The organism is Colwellia sp. Bg11-28, from assembly GCF_002836245.1.
GTDB classification, from domain to species: domain Bacteria; phylum Pseudomonadota; class Gammaproteobacteria; order Enterobacterales; family Alteromonadaceae; genus Colwellia; species Colwellia psychrerythraea_A.
Genome location: NZ_PJBA01000018.1, coordinates 215046 through 234224, shown reverse-complemented (window position 1 = coordinate 234224; position 19179 = coordinate 215046). Strand labels below are relative to the sequence as shown.

The 19179-nt window shown below is 36.3% G+C and carries 13 protein-coding genes; 11 read left to right on the top strand and 2 right to left on the bottom strand.

Going from position 1 to position 19179, the window contains the following annotated elements; translation table 11 throughout:
* The first annotated feature begins 515 nt into the window (after positions 1-515).
* Positions 516-1292 (top strand): 3-hydroxybutyrate dehydrogenase, encoded by a 777-nt coding sequence (locus tag CXF79_RS18340; protein WP_011044827.1) that lies wholly within the window; start codon positions 516-518, stop codon positions 1290-1292.
* Between the two features lie 90 nt (positions 1293-1382).
* Here the strand turns inward: CXF79_RS18340 and CXF79_RS18335 are convergent, their stop codons facing one another.
* Positions 1383-2600: a polyhydroxyalkanoate depolymerase gene (locus CXF79_RS18335; RefSeq protein WP_011044826.1), complete on the bottom strand. Its 1218-nt coding sequence runs from the start codon at positions 2598-2600 to the stop codon at positions 1383-1385.
* Positions 2601-3080: 480 nt separating this feature from the next.
* Between CXF79_RS18335 and CXF79_RS18330 the strand changes: the two genes are divergently transcribed.
* From CXF79_RS18330 to CXF79_RS18290, 8 genes are all read left to right on the top strand, one after another.
* The gene (locus CXF79_RS18330) at positions 3081-4844 is read left to right on the top strand and encodes a PHA/PHB synthase family protein (protein WP_101157046.1); all 1764 of its coding nucleotides are present in this window, start codon (positions 3081-3083) and stop codon (positions 4842-4844) included.
* 148 nt (positions 4845-4992) lie between these two features.
* Positions 4993-5430, top strand: coding sequence for a polyhydroxyalkanoate synthesis repressor PhaR (gene phaR, locus CXF79_RS18325; RefSeq protein ID WP_332871611.1), 438 nt, complete (start codon positions 4993-4995; stop codon positions 5428-5430).
* A gap of 104 nt (positions 5431-5534) precedes the next feature.
* Entirely contained in the window at positions 5535-6350 is an 816-nt protein-coding gene (gene phaP, locus CXF79_RS18320; protein ID WP_101157043.1) for a phasin family protein, read from the top strand.
* Between the two features lie 183 nt (positions 6351-6533).
* Positions 6534-6905, top strand: coding sequence for a phasin family protein (locus CXF79_RS18315; protein WP_101157041.1), 372 nt, complete (start codon positions 6534-6536; stop codon positions 6903-6905).
* Positions 6906-7138: 233 nt separating this feature from the next.
* Complete coding sequence (phaP, locus tag CXF79_RS18310) at positions 7139-7510, top strand: TIGR01841 family phasin (protein WP_101157039.1); 372 nt, start codon at positions 7139-7141, stop codon at positions 7508-7510.
* 671 nt (positions 7511-8181) lie between these two features.
* Positions 8182-9280 (top strand): peptide chain release factor 2 gene (gene prfB / locus CXF79_RS18305; RefSeq protein ID WP_011044819.1). Its coding sequence is split into 2 segments (ribosomal slippage): positions 8182-8256 and positions 8258-9280, totalling 1098 coding nucleotides; the frame shifts between segments, so codons are not numbered across the junction.
* 79 nt (positions 9281-9359) lie between these two features.
* A complete protein-coding gene (lysS, locus tag CXF79_RS18300; RefSeq protein WP_011044818.1) occupies positions 9360-10934 on the top strand; it encodes a lysine--tRNA ligase in 1575 nt (524 codons plus the stop codon).
* Between the two features lie 544 nt (positions 10935-11478).
* On the top strand, positions 11479-12825 hold the full coding sequence (locus CXF79_RS18290) for a sodium-dependent transporter (RefSeq protein WP_101157035.1): 1347 nt from the start codon (positions 11479-11481) through the stop codon (positions 12823-12825).
* A gap of 228 nt (positions 12826-13053) precedes the next feature.
* Here CXF79_RS18290 and CXF79_RS18285 read toward each other — a convergent pair whose 3' ends face one another.
* Positions 13054-13746 (bottom strand): TIGR01621 family pseudouridine synthase, encoded by a 693-nt coding sequence (locus CXF79_RS18285; RefSeq protein WP_101157033.1) that lies wholly within the window; start codon positions 13744-13746, stop codon positions 13054-13056.
* 78 nt (positions 13747-13824) lie between these two features.
* On the opposite strand from CXF79_RS18285, the gene CXF79_RS18280 reads away from it, so the two are divergent.
* Both CXF79_RS18280 and gshA read left to right on the top strand, forming a co-directional pair.
* Complete coding sequence (locus CXF79_RS18280; RefSeq protein ID WP_101157031.1) at positions 13825-16704, top strand: M16 family metallopeptidase; 2880 nt, start codon at positions 13825-13827, stop codon at positions 16702-16704.
* 167 nt (positions 16705-16871) lie between these two features.
* Entirely contained in the window at positions 16872-18461 is a 1590-nt protein-coding gene (gene gshA / locus CXF79_RS18275) for a glutamate--cysteine ligase (protein ID WP_011044814.1), read from the top strand.
* The last annotated feature ends 718 nt before the right edge of the window (positions 18462-19179 follow it).

The following is a 19179-nucleotide window of genomic DNA, read 5'->3' as shown; positions in this document are numbered from 1 at the left end:
TTTGTCTTAAAAGGGGGAGTTGGTACTCATTATAGGGTGAGTTGTTTTTGTACACGATAACTGGTTGATAAGTGAACGCCTCACTCGTATATAATTTATTGGTATAAGTTATTCCGTTTCTTGTCTAGACTGTATGAGGCTATTTCAGCTTAAACGTATATACCCATGATACTTCAAGATACGAGTTTCAGGATGCCTGAGCGATTCATGATCAAGGAGCATCTTTTTATTAAGGGTTGTTCCCTTAAAAACAGATGCAACGAATAGCATGATTTGCTCGGACTTCCCCAAAGGGCTGGTTTAGAAACGCTTTATACTACGTGATTAATTTCGAGAAGGGAGAACCATTCTCTTCAATCAATGCCTTGCCTAAAGGCGTTTCTAATTCCAGCTGAATCCGGCATCTTGAGGTAACATGGGTATAGTTAGAAAGTAAATAATTGAAGTGTTTAGTTAACATTAACAAACTATCGTTATATTCTGTTTAGAATACAAACAAACTAATGGAATAAAATATGACACTTAAAAAAACGGCTTTAGTAACGGGTTCTGTCAGTGGTATTGGCTTAGGAATAGCAAAAGATTTAGCCAAGCAAGGTTATAAAATCCTTATTAGTGATATAAATTTATCTGTGGCTGAAGATGTAGCACAAAGTATTAACCAGTCAGGAGGAGATGCGTTAGCGTTTAAACTTGATGTTACTGTGCAAGCAGACATTGATAATGTTATTGCTCGTGCGGAAGAATTTAATAATCGCATTGACGTATTAGTTAACAATGCAGGTATTCAATATGTTTCGAAATTAGAAGAGTTTCCCGCAGAGAAGTGGCAGTTGATTACTAATGTACTATTAGTTGGCCCAGCAATGATGACTAAAGCGGTATTACCTTTAATGCGTGCTAATAATTTTGGCCGTATTATTAATATTGGCTCTTTACATGGCTTAGTCGCCTCTCCATTCAAAAGTGCCTATGTTGCAGCTAAACATGGGATTATCGGTTTTTCTAAAGTTATTGCGTTAGAAACAGGAGATCAAGATATTACTATTAATACTATTTGTCCTGCCTATGTGAAAACGCCACTGGTTGAGAAACAAATTGCAGATACGGCTAAAGAGCATGGTATCAGTGAAGAAGAAGTTGTTAATAATATTATGCTGGCGCCAATGCCGAAAAAAGCGTTTATTGATATAGAAGAAATATGTGGTTCAGTAAGTTATTTAGCCAGTGATCTCGCTAAAAATATGACAGGACAAACCATGGTATTAGACGGTGGTTGGGTAGCAAGATAGTTTAATTGTCTAAATTATAAAATAAAAAAAGTAGGTTTGATAAAAACCTACTTTATATTTACTTAATAACATAGTTCTCTCAGAGGAGAGTTATTTATGTTTTTGAATAAATTCTGCAATACTCGGTGCTATTCTTTCACGGAAAGCCGAGCCACTAAACGTTCCAAAATGGCCTACACCATCAAAAACTTGATCCAATTTGTTTTGCTCTGGAATACCAGAACATAAAGCCTGTGCTGCTTGAGTTTGGCCTAATGAACAAATATCATCATTTTTCCCTTCAATGGTATGTAATGCAGTATCAGTTATTGCTGATAAATCAACAAGCTCACCATGGTAAGTCATTTTACCATTCGCTAAATCTTGATTAATGAAAACACGATCTAGAGTTTCTAAATAGAACTCACTATTAAGATCTAATACAGCTAAGTATTCATCATAAAAATCACGGTGACTTTCTTGTTTATCTTCTTTGCCATGAAAAACATGACCAAAATAATCAGTGTGTTTCTTGACGTGATTTTCAATATTCATCGCCATAAAAGAAGTTAATTGAATAAAGCCCGGATATACTTTTCTTCCTGCACCAGGAAAACGCTCAGGCACCGTCATTATGACGTTATTTTCAAACCAACTTAAATCTTTACTACTGGCATATTTATTGAGTTCGTTTGGATTGATACTGGTATCAATCGGGCCTGCAATTATTGTTAGAGATTTAGGTGTAGCGGCATCTTTATCTTTAGCCAATACAGCGGTTGCTATTAATGCTTGAACTGCAGGTTGGCAAACCGCTAATACATGGGTATCTTCGCCAATTTCCTTCATAAACTCGATAAGGTAAGTTACATAATCATCAAAATCAAAGTTGCCTTCAGATAAAGGAACGTTTTTAGCATCTAGCCAATCAGTTATGTAAACGTCATGATCTAAAATTAAACGCTCTATTGTGGCTTTTAATAACGTTGCATGATGACCTGAAAGTGGAGCAACCAAAAATAGTTTAGGTTGTTGAACTTTAGTATCTTGTTTGAAGTGGATTAAATTACAAAAAGGTTTTGCTAAAATAACTTGTTCGTCAATGTTAACCGTTTCACCATCAATTATTGTTGTTTTAATGTCAAAAGGTTGTTTATCGTAAACTTTAGTATGATGGTAGGCACTATCAAGTGCTGCATTGATACTTTTTCCCAGTAGGGTGTTTGAAAACGGGTTAAACGGATGAGTCAGTAATTGTTGATTCACTGAGATAAAACCATTCATCATTTCGGCGGAGCGACTATATAGGTCGTAAGTTTGATACATCATGTGTTTTATCCTTCAAATAAATTTTCAACGAGTATTATCTTTCGTATTGCTCTTAAAATTTTAAAAAAAAGCCAATACCCTAATATTACTGATTGATTAGTTTCCGTTAGCGTTAATTAAGGTTCCTCTTTCATTATTTAGAGTAAATTAAGGTTCCAATCGTTATTTTTATATTGCAGCGCAGCATTCATGTTTGGAGCGAGTGTACCTAGCAAAATCACCTTGGTCAATAATTTCTTGCTGCACCGCGTCAAAAATAAAGGTATCCTAAGTATTCTCCATACACTAGACACGCACGCTATGTTTATCGTTAGGGTTGATGAAGGCCGTTAAAATAGATAATTATCAAATAAGTTTGTATCTTATTATTATTGTTTGTAAATTGTTTATTAATAATTTATAAAAAACATTTAAAATTTTTAACTTTGGGCTGCTTTAAAGGCAAATAAATTATAACCAGACCATTTACAAGGATATATTATGGAATCGAATGAGCAGAAAGAAGTAGCTGATTTTTTAGAGCAATACTCAGAGATATTTAACACCATGGTTAAACAGGTTTTAAGTGGTTCTGATAAAGAAAATTTAAATTCAATGATGGATTCAGAGAAATTAACTGAACTTTTATCAAAAGGGGTACAAGTTGATACTGCTGAGTTATTTAGTAAACAAATGTCTTTTATGACTCAACAAGCCGAGCTTTGGCAAAATGCGACTAAAGCATTATTGGGTTCAAAAGTTGAGTCAGTGGTGTCAGAGGAACGTAATGATAAAAGGTTTAAAGACAGTGAATGGTCTGAAAATCCTGTTTATAACTATTTAAAACAGTCTTACCTTTTAAGTTCTAACATGATGCAAGATACGGTTAATAGTTTGCATTTCGATGATCCCAAAGCTGAAGAGCAAGTAAAGTTTTATACTCGACAATATATCAGTTCTGTTTCTCCAACCAATAATGCATTAACGAATCCTGAAGTTTGCCGAGACATATTAAAATCTAAAGGCGAGAACCTCATCAAGGGGCTACAAAACTTTATGCAAGACTTACAACAAAGTCCTGCGGATGCCCTTAAAATTAACCAAACTGACGTGGATGCGTTCACTTTAGGCGAAGACTTAGCATACACGCCAGGTGATGTAATTTACCAAAATGACTTAATCCAACTTATACAGTACAAAGCCAGTACTAAAAAAGTCAATGAAGTCCCTTTATTGTTTATCCCTCCTTTTATTAATAAGTATTATGTCTTGGACATGGATGAGCAAAAGTCACTGATCAAATGGGCTGTAGGTCAGGGCCATACAGTCTTTGTAATTTCATGGATCAATCCAGACAAGACACTTTCTCATAAAGGCTTTAATGACTATATGAAAGAAGGACCAATCGCATCACTTGATGTTATTGAAGAATTAACTAAATCAAAGAAAGTGAATGTCGTTGGTTATTGTATTGGCGGAACATTATTAGCAACAACCCAATCATACTTATTGGCAAAAGGTGATACTCGAATAAACTCATTGACCTTTTTAACAACATTATTAGATTTTGAAGAGCCGGGTGAAATAGGCGTTTATCTTTCTGAGAAAATGTTACCGTTCTTGAAAAAGGATATTAAAGAAAAAGGGTTATTAGATGGTCGAGTGCTTGGTTTGGCGTTTAGCATGCTACGTGAAAATAGTCTTTTTTGGTCGTATTTTGTTAATAATTATTTAAAAGGTAAAGATCCTGCTCCGTTCGATATTTTATACTGGAACAGTGACTCTTCAAACTTGCCGGCGGAAACTTTTGATTTTTATATGACCAATACTTATCAAGAAAACAACTTGATAAAAGATGGTGCTGTTGAAGTTGAAGGTGTTCCTATTGAACTAAGTAAAATTGATACGCCGAGTTATTTCTTAGCTACAATCGCGGATCATATTGTTTTATGGCAGGCATCATACAAAGGAGCCAAAGCTCTTTCTGGACCTACAAGGTTTGTTTTAGCTGGCTCTGGCCATTTAGCCGGTGTTATTAACTCTGTAGATCACGGTAAATATCCACATTGGGTTAATGAAGAGCTTTCTGATACCGCGGAACAATGGTTTGAAAGTTCAACCAAAAAAGAAGGTTCTTGGTGGACAGATTGGGAAAACTGGGTTGAACCTCAATCAGGTAAGCAAGTAACAGCACGTAAACAAGGTTCTAAAAAATACCCAAGTATTGAAGCTGCTCCTGGCAGCTACGTTAGAAAGCGTATTTAGCATTTGTAACGATAATCCCTACTACAGAGTAGTTAATATGAAAGGCGACCAATAAGGTCGCTTTTTTTATAGATAGTATCTCTGTTATACTAGCAGTTAAGACTACTTCCTCTACCCTAGCGTAAGTAAAATTAATAACCAACCGAGGTTGACGTTGATCACAATTAAAAGATATCCAAACCGCCGTCTTTATGACACTACAAAGAGTCATTATGTAAACTTGGATTATATTCGAGAATTAGTTATTGCCAATGAAGAATTTAAAATAGTTGATTCGAAAACAAATGAAGATAAAACGCGTAGTATTTTAATTCAAATTATAAGTGAAGAAGAAACTAGTGAGAAACAATCGTTATTAACCAATACCTTATTGAAACGGTTGATATGTTTTTATGGTAATGATAACCAAGACTATTTACAACAATTTCTTGAGCAAAGTCTTTCTGCTTTTATTGAACATCAAGATGATATTTTAAAACTGAGTAGTGATATTAATAAAAATTCACCTTTTGGTTTATTCAGCAGTATTGTTGAACAAAATATGAATATGTGGACTAAATTTCAGAAGCCAACAGATAAAAAATAAAATTTTGTTGCACCGCAACAAAATAATGATTGACTCCAAACTAAAAAATTGATTAAATTCTCATCAAGTAATGCTGCTTAGCAGCAAAATTATAGGAGAAGTGCATGTTTAATCAATTTACAGAGTTATTTCAGACCTCATTAAAACCAATTGAAAAATTGGTCGAATTAAATATATCAACAGCGAGTACTGTTGCACATCAGCAAGGATTGCTTATTGCAAGTTTGGTCGACGACAGTATTTCATTTAGCCAAAATATACCTGTAACGACAGACATAACTGAATTTGTTGCAGAACAATCTAAATTTAATGCCGATGTTCAGAGCCAATTGACTGAAGCGATGAAACAAACATCTGAAACGCTTACCAAGGCGCAAAAAGATGCAGAAATTATTCTCAGTGACTCTTTTTCAGTATTGTCAGCTAACGTAAGTCAGACTTCAGTTGACAATCAACCGCTTGTTCCAAAAGTACTTATTAAAGAGAAGTCTCAGTCCGCGCCAAAAGCAGTAGTTAAAGCCGCGCCAAAAGCAGTAGTTAAAGCCGCGCCAAAAGCAGCAGTTAAAGCCGCGCCAAAAGCAGCAGTTAAAGCCGCGCCAAAAGCAGCAGTTAAAGCCGCGCCAAAAGCTGAAGTTAAAGCAGCGCCAAAAGCTGAAGTTAAAGCAGCGCCAAAAGCTGAAGTTAAAGCAGCGCCAAAAGCAGCAGTTAAAGCAGCGCCAAAAGCAGCAGTTAAAACAGCGCCAAAAGCTGAAGTTAAAGCAGCGCCAAAAGCTGAAGTTAAAGCAGCGCCAAAAGCTGAAGTTAAAGCAGCGCCAAAAGCTGAAGTTAAAGCAGCGCCAAAGACTGAAGTTAAAGCAGCGCCAAAAGCTGAAGTTAAAGCAGCGCCAAAGACTGAAGTTAAGACAGCGCCAAAAAAGTAATCAATTTAAATGAGTGATAAATGTTTATTTTTGAGTTTTATTCTTTAATATCAATTATCTGCGTTTACTTTTTGTGGTTTGATGCGGTGCAGCAAAAAAAATGTTGACGACCATCTTTTGACCTATTATACTAGTTTTAATCAATCTGCTGCGATGCAGCATACTTAAAAAGGAAGCTTTATTATGTTTACACAATTAACGGAACAATTTACTACTGCAATGAAGTCATTCAACAATGAAGACCAGTTTTCGGCAGCTATGAAGCCATTTAACAGTCTTGTAGAAATTAATACTAAAACGGTTGAACAATTAATCAATCAACAAGCTGCATTAATTACTACAATCATGAACGATAGCGTAGCTCAAACTAAAACGTTATCAGCGCAAACAGATTTAGCAACAGCAATTGAATCACAAAAAGTTTTCACTGAAGAGCTTCAAGCAAAAGTTTCAGCTTCAGCTAAAGAAGCTTATGATGTTGTAACTAGAACTTCTGAAGAAGTATCTAATCTAGTTAAAGACTCTATGGCTGAAGTAACGACCATTGCTAAATAGTTTATCATCAAAAAATAAGCCATTTTTGTGCTTATGATTGAAAAAGCCAGTATCTCGATACTGGCTTTTTTATTGCTGATTATTGGTAAATCGTAGAGGATATTATGGATACATTATTATTTTGTTGCGGCGCAGCAAATAATTATTGACCAATACAATATTGCTAGGTATACTCACTTCAAATCTGATTGCTGCACCGCAGTATAATACGAAATAAAATAGGAATCTTAATTATGTTTACTCAATTAACTGAACAATTAACAAATCAATTTACTACTGCAATGAAATCTTTCAGCAATACAGCGCAAGTTGAAACTGCAATGAAACCATTGAATAGTTTGGTAGAATTAAATACTAAAACTGTTGAGCAATTAATCAGCCAGCAAACAGCTTTAATTACTTCTATTCTTAATGACAGTGCTGCTCAAACTAAAGCATTATCATCACAAACAGATTTTACAGCCGCTGTTGAATCTCAAAAATCATTTAACGAAGCGCTTCAAGCTAAAGTTTCAAATTCAGCTAAAGAAGCTTTTGATGTTGTTTCAAAAACTTCAGAAGAAGTTACTTCTCTAGTTAAAGAATCAGTTAAATTTGATAAATAAATTTTTATCACTAATTTTTATCGCAAAAAATTAGCGGTTTAATTATCGTATTTAAAGGCCAGTATGATCACATACTGGCCTTTTTTATTGTTTAGGGTCTGTTTATCTTTCATTTTAGTCTCTGCTATAGGCTAATTTTTAAGTTAACAAGGCGAAAAGAGTACTATGTAGTCACTCTACTTTAATGATTTCCAACGATGTTAGGTTGAAAATTAGACATAGTCCTTCGGGTTGCCTCGAAAAAACGTCACTCTTTGTTGCTTCATTCGCATTTGGAACAACCAAAGATTAAATGAAGCGCCTCAATTACCATCTTTTTCAAGTGCAACAGCGTTACAAACTGAAAGAACAACAGATCCGAGTTTCTGAAGTACCAATACAAGTATATTACATTGAAAGTAAAGTCTTTATTGTCTCTCTATGATACCTCAAACTGCGAGTTTTCGGATGACTTAGGGATGTATTTAAATCACTAAAAAATGCTCACTTAGTTAGTGTAATTGAGATTATTTCTGCTTTTATTAAATATTATGAATTTTATAGCGAAAGGGTCCAGTGTTAGCCGTTTATTTGCTCGTCTTTTTACGCTACAATGCGCGACTATTTTTTAATTATCTTAACGAGTGAAATCGTTGTAAAAGATATATTTGAAAACTTATTTTTGAAGGCTTATGTTCGAAACAAACCCTATATTAAGTAAATTAAAAGAAATCCGTGAGCGCGCTAATTTGCTTCGGGGGTACCTTTGACTACGATGTTAAAGCGGAACGTTTAGTTGAAGTTTCTCGCGAACTCGAACTCCCTGATGTTTGGAATGAGCCAGAACGTGCTCAAGCCCTTGGTAAAGAGCGAAGTTCTTTAGAAGAAGTGGTTAATACCATTGTTGAACTCGAAACGGGTTGTGAAGATATTGAAGGTTTAGTTGAACTGGCTGTAGAAGAATCAGACCAAGAAACTTTTGATGATGCTGAAGTTGAAGCTGATGCTTTAGATAAGGTGTTAGAAAAACTAGAATTTCGTCGAATGTTTTCTGGCGAACAAGATGCTAATAATAGCTATTTAGATATTCAGTCAGGCTCAGGCGGTACAGAAGCGCAAGATTGGGCAGAAATGCTGATGCGCATGTATTTACGTTGGGGCGAAGCACACGGCTATAAAACTGAAGTGATTGAAGTGACCGATGGTGATGTTGCCGGAATAAAAGGTTGCACCATCAAGTATACCGGTGAATACGCTTATGGTTGGTTACGTACTGAAACGGGTGTACATCGTTTAGTGCGAAAATCACCATTTGACTCATCAGGTCGTCGTCATACCTCATTTGCTTCAGCGTTTATTTACCCTGAAATTGATGACAATATTGAAATTGATATCAACCCTGCAGATTTACGTATTGATACTTTTCGTGCTTCTGGCGCTGGCGGACAACATGTAAATAAAACTGATTCAGCTATTCGTATTACCCATGAGCCTACAGGGGCCGTGGTTGCTTGTCAGGCAGATCGTTCTCAGCATAAAAATAGAGCGACGGCGATGAAGCTACTGAAAGCTAAATTGTATGAAATGGAAATGCAAAAGCAAAACTCAGATAAACAAGTATTAGAAGATGGCAAATCAGATATAGGTTGGGGCAGTCAAATTCGCTCGTACGTATTAGATGATAGCCGTATTAAAGATTTACGCACGGGTGTTGAGAATCGTAATACCCAAGCTGTATTAGATGGTGATTTAGATAAGTTTCTAGAAGCCAGTTTAAAGTCTGGTTTGTAGCTTACGTTTAACAAGATAAAACATAAGCAAAGCCAAATAAAACCAATTGAAAAATTAAAGATAACCACGAGAAATTAACATGACAGATAAAGCCAATAATACACCCGTAGCACAAGATGAAAATAAACTGATTGCTGAGCGTCGTGTAAAACTTGAAAAAATTCGCTCTAATTGTTCAGCTAATGGTTTTCCTAACGATTTTAATCGTGAACATTTAGCCGCTGATATTCAAGCTGAACATGGTGAAAAAACCAAAGAAGAACTTGAAGAGCTACAAGTAACTTATGCTATTGCCGGTCGTGTTATGGCGAAGCGTGGACCATTTTTAGTGATACAAGACTCGTCTGGTCGTATTCAAGGTTATGCTGAAAAAACAGTGCAAAAAGAGATACGTGCTAAATGGGGTTCATTAGATATTGGTGATATTGTTGGTATTAAAGGTATTTTACATAAATCAGGTAAAGGTGATCTTTACGTGAACATGGATCATTACTCATTATTAACTAAGTCACTTCGTCCATTACCTGAAAAGTTTCATGGTTTATCCGATCAAGAAACTAAGTATCGTCAGCGTTATATTGATTTAATTATTAATGAAGATACCCGTAATACCTTTAAAATGCGTTCAAAAATTGTTGCGGGCATACGTAACTTCTTAACGCAGCGTGACTTTATGGAAGTTGAAACGCCGATGTTGCAAATCATACCGGGCGGCGCAACGGCTAAACCTTTTATGACGCATCATAATACTTTTGATCTTGATATGTACCTACGTATAGCACCAGAGCTTAACTTAAAGCGTTTAGTCGTTGGTGGTTTTGACCGTGTGTTTGAAATTAACCGTAGTTTCCGTAACGAAGGTATTTCAACGCGTCATAATCCAGAATTCACCATGATTGAATTCTATCAAGCTTACGCTGATTACCATGATCTGATGAACACTACAGAAGAAATGTTACGTACTATTGCACAAGATGTATTAGGTACTACTACTATTCGTAATACCGTTAAAAATTCTGAAGGTGAAGTAGTAGAAGAGAAATTCTACGACCTAGGTAAGCCGTTTGTACGCTTATCTATGGTTGATGCTATTTTACAATACGGCAAAGATCATCGTGGCGCTGAGCAACTTGATGAAGCGGCTTTACGTGACCCTGAAAATAATTTTGATGCAATCAAAGCCATGGCTAAAGCTGTTGGTGTTAAAGAAAACAGTGCTTCTAAAGTTTGGGGCCCAGGTAAATACATTTGTGAAATCTTTGAAGAAGTTGCAGAACATTTATTAGATCAACCTACCTTTATCACGGAATACCCTTGGGAAGTTTCACCACTGGCGCGTCGTAACGATGAAAACTCATTCATAACCGATAGATTTGAATTCTTTGTTGGTGGTCGTGAACTAGCTAATGGTTTCTCTGAGCTGAACGATGCAGAAGATCAAGCTGAACGTTTCCAAAAACAAGTAGCAGAAAAAGATGCTGGCGATGATGAAGCTATGCATTATGATGCCGACTATATCAACGCCTTAGAGTATGGTTTACCACCAACAGCAGGTGAAGGTATTGGTATTGACCGTTTGGTGATGTTATTTACTGATTCGCCAACGATCAAAGATGTAATTTTATTCCCACATATGCGCCCAGAAGCGGAATAAGGATCATAACGTTCTGTTTTGTTAGTAAAGCTTGAGCGTTAAAAATATTAGCCCTGTGTAAAGTCTGTAAAAAGAGCTATACACAGGGCTTTTTTTTTTTTTAATGTATAACTCTATTTTTCTTTATCGTAATTGCGTAGATTAGTGTTTTTATAGAAGTTCGTCATTATAAAAACACAGCAATTATAAAAATAAAAACAACCTTGAGGAAATTATATATACCCGTTCCACTTGAAGATGCATGATTCAGCTGGAATTAGAAACGCCTTTAGGCAAGGCATTGATTGAAGAGAATAGTTATTCTATTGTCGAAATCAATAACGCAGCATAAAGCGTTTCTAAACCAACCCCTTGGGGAAGGCTGAGCAAATCATACTCTGCGTTACATTTCTTTTTAAGGGAATAACCCTTAATAAAAAAATGTGTCTTAATTATGAATCGCTCAGACTTCCTGAAACGAGCACCTTCAAGTGGAGCGGGTATAGAGCGTTACTCAAAGGTAAATAGTTAGCAAATAGTGTTCGTAAGAAATTTGGGGAAATGAATGGGTGTTTCAAGAGGCGGCTTTAGTTCGCGTTTCGGTTTTATTATGGCGGCGGCAGGCTCCGCTGTAGGCTTAGGTAATATTTGGGGTTTTCCAACCCAAACAGCGAGCAACGGTGGTGCTGCTTTTGTGCTCGTCTATTTAGTATTGGCGTTCTCTTTAGCTTACCCCGCTTTTATGGCAGAGCTGTTAATTGGCCGATATGGTCAGGCAAACGCCGTTAGCAGTATGCAAAAGATTGCACGTAATACTTGGCAAAAGCGCTTTGGTTTTGTTGTTGGCTTTGGCGGTATTATTTGTGCGGCACTTATTTTAAGTTTCTATAGCATCATCGCCGGTTGGATGATGTCTTATGCCATAGAGCCCTTAGCAAGATTAGGTGGTTTTACGGGCGCAGCTGACTGGCTGATAAATCACTCATTAATTCGCAATATACTCTTCACCGCGCTCTTTATGGGACTAACCATTTTTATCATTCGTCGGGGTGTTGAAGAAGGTATTGAAAAATGGTCAAAACGCCTAATGCCTATGTTAATCGGTTTATTGATCTTATTAATTATCTACGTCTTTACGCTTGATGGGGCAAGAGAAGGTTTCAATGCTTATTTAAATCCTGACATTTCTCGTGTATTTGAACCCGACCTTTTAATAAGTGCTTTAGGACAAGCGTTTTTCTCTTTGTCATTGGGTACTAGTGTAATGATCATTTATGGCTCTTATATTGCTAAAAAAGAGAATTTAGTAACGCTTGGTGCACAAGTAACGTTAATAGATGTTTCTATCGCCTTTTTAGCCGGTTTATTAATTATTCCTGCTATGTATGTTGCTCAAGCACAAGGTGTAGCTATATTCGCAGAAGATGGCAGCCTCATATCAGGTTCAAATTTGGTATTTACTGTATTGCCTGCACTGTTTACTGGTATGGGTGATGTTGGTCTTTTCGTTGCTTTTGGTTTCTTCGTGTTAATGTCAATAGCGGCGCTCACCTCAAGTATATCGATGCTTGAAGGTCCTGTGTCTTATGTGGTGGAGCGTCACGATACGCCACGTGAAAAAGCAACAACGCTCATTGGTTTAGGTATTCTAGTACTGAGTATTCTTATCGTTATCAATTTAGAGTGGATGTTAGACTTCGTTGCTACTTTATCAACACAATATGGCCAGCCAATTATTGCTATGTTGTGTTGTGTATTTGCTGGTTGGATATGGTATAGAAGTGATATTTTGTCGGAAATTAAGCAAGGCAATGAACATGTTGAACATAGCCTATTTTGGAAAATTTGGCCTTGGTATACTAAATTTGTGTGTCCAACAGCCATTGGTTTAGTTTTCTGGCATTCATTATAGGTAACTACTAATAAGGCCAAGGCCTTGGTACTTTGTTATTTACGGTAAATTTGTTTGTCCAACAGCCATTGGTTTAGCTTTCTGGCATTCATTATAGGTAACTACTAATAAGGCCTTGGTACTTTGTTATTTACGGTAAATTTGTGTGTCCAACAGCCATAGGCTTAGTTTTTTGGCATTCACTGTAAACAAATCAGAACACTGTATTATTAGTAATTAATAATCGAATTAAAGCCTTGGCCAGTTTAACTGCCAAGGCTTTTTTATTGCCGATAATTGCTCAATCACTTCAGTATTTAAATAGAGTTCACCCATAGTAGGTAGAGAAATAAACTCGAAGCATTCCCCTAAATAGTTAAATTTTAGGACAAAAGCATGTAAGTAACCTCTGTCTGCCTGCGATGTTGTGTAATAAAGTGGATCACCAACAATAGGGGCACCAATACTTGCTAAAGCAACACGTAATTGATGGGTTTTACCTGAATGTGGTTTAAGCAGGTATAAGCGTTGTTTGTTAGGTATGCTAAATGAAAAAAACTGCGTAATAGCAGGATTTTTCATCGACCGTAATAACTTGAACATACCACGTCGGCTTTTCGCCATGTCACCTTTAATTAAACCTTGTTTTTTAATCGGCTTTTTATCACCAATAGCCAAGTAATACTTTTCTATGTCGTGATCATTAAATAGTTGGCCAAAGATCTGCGCGCAAGCTAAAGTTTTGGCAAAAATAACTAAACCTGAAGTCATCTTATCTAATCTATGTACTGGGTATAATTCAGTATTGTTATTTTGGCTTTGTAACTGTTTTTTCACCAGAGAAAACAGTCCTGAGCCTATGTCACCTTCGTCATGAAAATTTACACCTGCTTCTTTATCAACAACAATAAAATCATGATGTTCTGCAATAGTTTTATACATTTAAATTTACCGAGTAGTCTCTATGTTTGTTATGATAATTCAAACTATTCATTTTTACTCTTTTTACAGGATGTTATTTTGCGACAATCTCCTCAAATCCGCTTTCCGGCACAAATAATCAATAAATTTAGAATCACGGCAATAGCTGCTAGTACAGCATTATTATTTGCCTGTAGTAGCCAAGAAACTATAACCTTACCCACAGGCGTGAGTTTGGTTGAAACGGTTACCGCTCAGCAAGATACTCTGAATATTCCTTTTAAAAAGTATAAATTAGCTAATGGCTTAACAGTTATTTTGCATCAAGATAATTCAGATCCCTTGGTGCATGTTGATGTTACCTATCATGTTGGCTCCGCTCGTGAACAATTAGGGAAGTCTGGTTTTGCGCACTTCTTTGAACATATGATGTTTCAAGGCTCACAAAATGTGGCTGATGAACAACACTTTAAAGTCGTGACACAAAGTGGTGGTGACCTCAATGGCACCACTAACTCAGATCGCACTAACTACTTTGAAACAGTACCGAAAAACCAGTTAGAAAAAATGTTATGGCTTGAGTCTGACCGCATGGGTTTTTTACTCGAAGCTATCACTCCAGAAAAGTTTGAAATACAACGTGCGACGGTAAAAAATGAGCGTGGGCAGAATGTTGATAATCGCCCTTATGGCCGATTAAATGAAACTGTTAATCAAATGATTTTCCCACGTGAACATCCATATTCATGGCCAGTTATTGGCTACATGTCAGATCTAGACCGTGGTACGGTAACTGATTTAAAAGAGTTCTTCTCTCGTTGGTACGGTCCAAATAATGCGGTAATCACTATTGGTGGTGATATCGATGAAGCGCAAACGCTGGCTTGGGTAAATAAGTATTTTGGTAGTTTAAATGCGGGACCTGCGGTAAATAATATCGCTAAATCGTCAGTGACATTAAGCGAGAACCGTTATTATTCATTTAGCGACAATGTATCTTTACCTTTACTTTACATTAGCTTCCCTACTGTTTATGGCATGCACGAAGATGAGCCAGCTTTAGATGTACTTGCTAATATTTTAGGTAGTGGTCCAACTTCATTACTTTATAAAAATCTCGTTAAATCAGGTATTGCTGTTCAAGCTGGTGCAAGCCATCCTTGTCGTGAACTTGCTTGTCAAATGAGCTTCTATGCGCTGCCAAACCCACAGCAAGGTTTATCATTAGCAAAAATTGAACAAGTGATTAATGATACTTTAGTTGAGTTTGAAGAGCGCGGTGTTAATGCCGATGATTTATTGAAGACTAAAGTCGGTATCGAAACGGGTACTATATATGGACTGCAAAGTGTCTCAGGCAAGGTCTCTAATTTAGCGCATTATCAAACCATGTTAGGGGATGCAAATTATACGGAGCAACAAGTTGCTCGTTATAATAAAGTGACCAAAGCTGACGTTATGCGTGTATTCAAAAAATATATTCAAGGTAAAGGCGCAGCAATATTATCGATAGTTCCTGAAGGTCAAGAAGCGTTAGTTGCCAAAGCAAATGATTTTGTTTTACCGGACGTAAGTAATCCTGCGAAACTAGCACAACTTGATACGCCTATTATGAAGAATGCTAGTGATTTTGATCGCAGCGTGATGCCGAGCTCTCCTGCTAATCCACAAATTACAGTACCAACTCTATGGCGTGAATCTTTTGAAAATGGCATTGAAATTATTGCGACTAAAAATAGTGAAACACCGACTATTAGTTTGCTACTAAGTCTTGATGGTGGTGTATTGCTTGATTCTGTGGAAAAAGCGGGTTTAGCAAGTTTAACAGCGAGTTTGATGAATGAAGGCACCACAGTTCACAGCAAAGAAGAGTTATCGAATGAATTAGCTAAACTGGGCAGTAATATTTCTATTGGTGCAGCAGGGCGAAATACTTACATTAAAGTTAATAGCTTAGTTAAAAACTTCGATGCTACCTTAGTGTTAATGAACGAGATGATGTTTAAACCTGAATTTGCACAAGATGATTTTAATCGTGTTAAAAATCAACTGATTCAAGGATTAGAGCAAGGTAATAAAGATGCTCGATCGTTAGCTAGCAATGCTTTAAAGCAAGTGACTTACGGCAAAGATAATCGTTTTGGTTTAGCTGATAGCGGTACTATTGCTACTGTATCTGCGATAACGCTAGATGATATTAAAGGTTTTTATCAAACATACTTTTCGCCAGCTAAAGCAAGTTTAGTGGTGGTTGGAGACATAGATAAAGCTGAATTATTAATAAAACTTGCTTCATTAAGCACTTGGCAAGGTAAAGATTATACGATTAGTGGCGATTATAACTTCCCTGAGGTAACACCTAACAAGCTGTATTTTGTTGATTTACCTAATGCCAGCCAATCGGTGATAAAGCTATCACGTAGAGCGATGACTTATGATGCAACGGGTGAACACTTTAAAGCGACGTTAATGAATTACCCACTAGGTAGTGCGTTCAATAGCCGTATTAATTTGAATTTACGTGAAGATAAAGGTTATACCTATGGCGCATCAAGCTACTTTTCTGCGGGTAAAACTTTAGGTCGTTTTAGTGCAGGTGCCAGTGTTAAAAAAGAGCATACTTATGATGCTATGGTTGAAATTGAACAGGAATTGAAAAATTACCAACAACATGGCTTAACAGAAAGTGAAGTGACTTTTATGCGCCAAGCCATTTCGCAAAATGAAGCATTAAGCTTTGAAACGCCGGGCCAAAAAAGTGGTTTCTTAAGACAATTGTTACAGTTCAATCTGCCTGTTAATTATGGTGAAGAACAAAGCAGTATAATTAACAGCATAAGTATTGAGCAGTTAAACGCTATAGCGGCACAAGAATTATCAAAACCTATGCAATGGATTGTTGTAGGAGACGGTCAAGTAGTTAGGCCACAACTTCAAAAGCTTGATATCGAAGTAGTTGATCTTGAACTAGCTAAATAAACTATTTGGCAATTAAAAATAGTTAAGTATTGAAAAATACCAACAGACCCCTTATTTATATGAATATCTATAAGGGGAGGCTTTTTACCCTTTTCTCGCTAAATACTAAATCAAACTAAGCTAAACTGAGATAATAGTTAGGCTGATTAGTATATATAGGAATTATTTTGACACTATCATTAACTGATTATATTGGCGCTTTTAGCCAAAATAAAAACTTGGCTGCCGTTGCCGGTATTGGACGCGGTATAGAGCGAGAAGCCTTGAGAATATTACCAGAGGGTAAGCTATCGGAGCATGGTCATTATCATCAACTTGGTTCCGCGCTCACGCATGGACAGATAACTACTGATTACTCGGAAACCCTGCTTGAATTCATTACTCCGGTTAGTTTTTCTCCAGAGCAAACCATTGCACAACTTCAAGATATTCAAAAATATACCTTTGATAACATTGAAGGTGAATTATTGTGGCCAATGAGCATGCCTTGCTTTGTTGATGATGCTGAAAAAATACCCTTAGCGCAATACGGCAGTTCAAATATCGGCACCATGAAGACAGTTTATCGTCAAGGTTTGAAAAATCGCTACGGCTCAATGATGCAAGTTATTTCAGGCATACATTTTAACTTTTCATTCTCTCAAGACTTCTGGCAAGTGCAGCAAGATTTGCATCAGTCATCCGGTGAAAAGTCATTACCTATTAATGATTTTATTTCTGAACGCTACTTTTCTATCTTAAGAAATTACAAACGATTCTGTTGGTTAATCCCTTACTTATACGGAAGCTCTCCAGCAATCTGTGGATCATTTTTACAAGGTAAAGAACATAAATTGCCTTTTAAGAAATCTCCATTTGGCGCGCTTTACCTCGAACATGCCACCTCGTTGCGTATGAGTGACTTAGGTTATACCAGCTCTGAGCAGTCAGCACTGAAAATTTGTTATAATAATTTAGCTGATTATGTTGATGGTGTTCAACAGGCTATAAAACTTAAATCTAACGACTTTGCCAGCCTTGGTGTAAAAGTTGATGGTCAATACCAACAGCTTAACGATAACGTACTACAAATTGAAAATGAGCTGTACGCACCTATTCGCCCTAAACGAGTTGCTAAAGCAGGTGAAAAACCCTCAGATGCTCTAGGAGAGCGTGGTGTTGAATATATTGAAGTGAGGGCGCTTGATGTAAATCCTTTTTCAGATACAGGCATTAGCCTTGAGCAGGTTCACTTTTTAGATATATTTATAACTTATTGTGCTTTTATTGATAATAAAGAGTTTGATTGTACACGCCAGAAATTTCATGAAGATAACATGAATGCAGTGGTTCTTCGTGGTCGAGATCCTGAATTATTACTTAGCGATGCTAATTGTAGTGGTGAAGTTACGCTTAAATCGGTTCCTGAGTGGGGCAATGAATTATTCGAGCAGATGAAGCAAGTTGCACAACTGTTAGATAAATCATACCAAACCAGTAAATACAGTGAAGCTATTGTTCGTGAACAAGCTAAAATTAATGATTCAAGCTTAACACCTTCCGCACAGTTGTTATCGATTATTCAAGAGCAATCTTTATCGCAATTTGCGTTAGATAAAGCGATTGAATATCAACGAGAAGCTAAAGTGCGTGATTATCAATCCTATGATCAAGCATTTTTTGATGCAAGCGTTCCTGACTCTCATAAAGCTCAAGCAGATATTGAAGCAGGTGACGAACTAAATTTTGATGACTTTTTATCAGATTATTTCGCATAAAACAGACTGGAGTTTGATTGGTTCAATTATTGATAGAAAAGTAGTAAAAACAGAATAATAGCTATAAAAAAAGCGCGTCAAGGTGACGCGCCGGTTATTTAAGCAAACAAAACTTAAATCAAATGAAAGCAATCCAGGGAGGAATGTTTCATTAAATAAGAGGACGAAATTAGTGATAAGTTCATTTTATTTAAAATATTTTCATTGCCATATATTTCTTGCCAAAAAATCCATTCATATCGAATAGCTAATCAGCATTTTTCTTAAAATTCATTTTATATACAGCTAATAAATAACTAGTTTTTTCATTCGTGTCATCGGTTAGTTAAAACAGTTAGCCATTGATTCATTTATTTTAAGCAAAAAAAAGCGCCAACTAAAAATAGTGAGCGCATAAAACATGAAACATTACTAATAACTTAGGGAATAACATAACTGTTAAGTAAGAGTGCTGTATTGTTACTTAGTTCAAATTAATTTTCATATTAATTCTTGTTCTTACTAATATTGTACAGCTTAATCTTTAACTAACACATTGCTGTTATTTAGGAGTGCAGAGTTTTAGGCGATAAAAGGGAACCCTCTAAAAACAGAGAACGCATAAAAAAATGAACCATCACTAAAAGAGAGCGGGATAACATTATTGTTATTTTGACGTACTGAATTTTAGGCAAAAAAAAGCGCCCAACTGCTTATTAAAGACAGGAGGGCGCATAAA

Bases quoted from the DNA above. Each gene is read 5' to 3' on its own strand.
- CXF79_RS18340 (WP_011044827.1), top strand. From the start codon at position 516: ATGACACTTAAAAAAACGGCTTTAGTAACGGGTTCTGTCAGTGGTATT.
- CXF79_RS18335 (WP_011044826.1), bottom strand. From the start codon at position 2,600: ATGATGTATCAAACTTACGACCTATATAGTCGCTCCGCCGAAATGATG.
- CXF79_RS18330 (WP_101157046.1), top strand. From the start codon at position 3,081: ATGGAATCGAATGAGCAGAAAGAAGTAGCTGATTTTTTAGAGCAATAC.
- phaP (WP_101157043.1), top strand. From the start codon at position 5,535: ATGTTTAATCAATTTACAGAGTTATTTCAGACCTCATTAAAACCAATT.
- CXF79_RS18315 (WP_101157041.1), top strand. From the start codon at position 6,534: ATGTTTACACAATTAACGGAACAATTTACTACTGCAATGAAGTCATTC.
- phaP (WP_101157039.1), top strand. From the start codon at position 7,139: ATGTTTACTCAATTAACTGAACAATTAACAAATCAATTTACTACTGCA.
- lysS (WP_011044818.1), top strand. From the start codon at position 9,360: ATGACAGATAAAGCCAATAATACACCCGTAGCACAAGATGAAAATAAA.
- CXF79_RS18290 (WP_101157035.1), top strand. From the start codon at position 11,479: ATGGGTGTTTCAAGAGGCGGCTTTAGTTCGCGTTTCGGTTTTATTATG.
- CXF79_RS18285 (WP_101157033.1), bottom strand. From the start codon at position 13,746: ATGTATAAAACTATTGCAGAACATCATGATTTTATTGTTGTTGATAAA.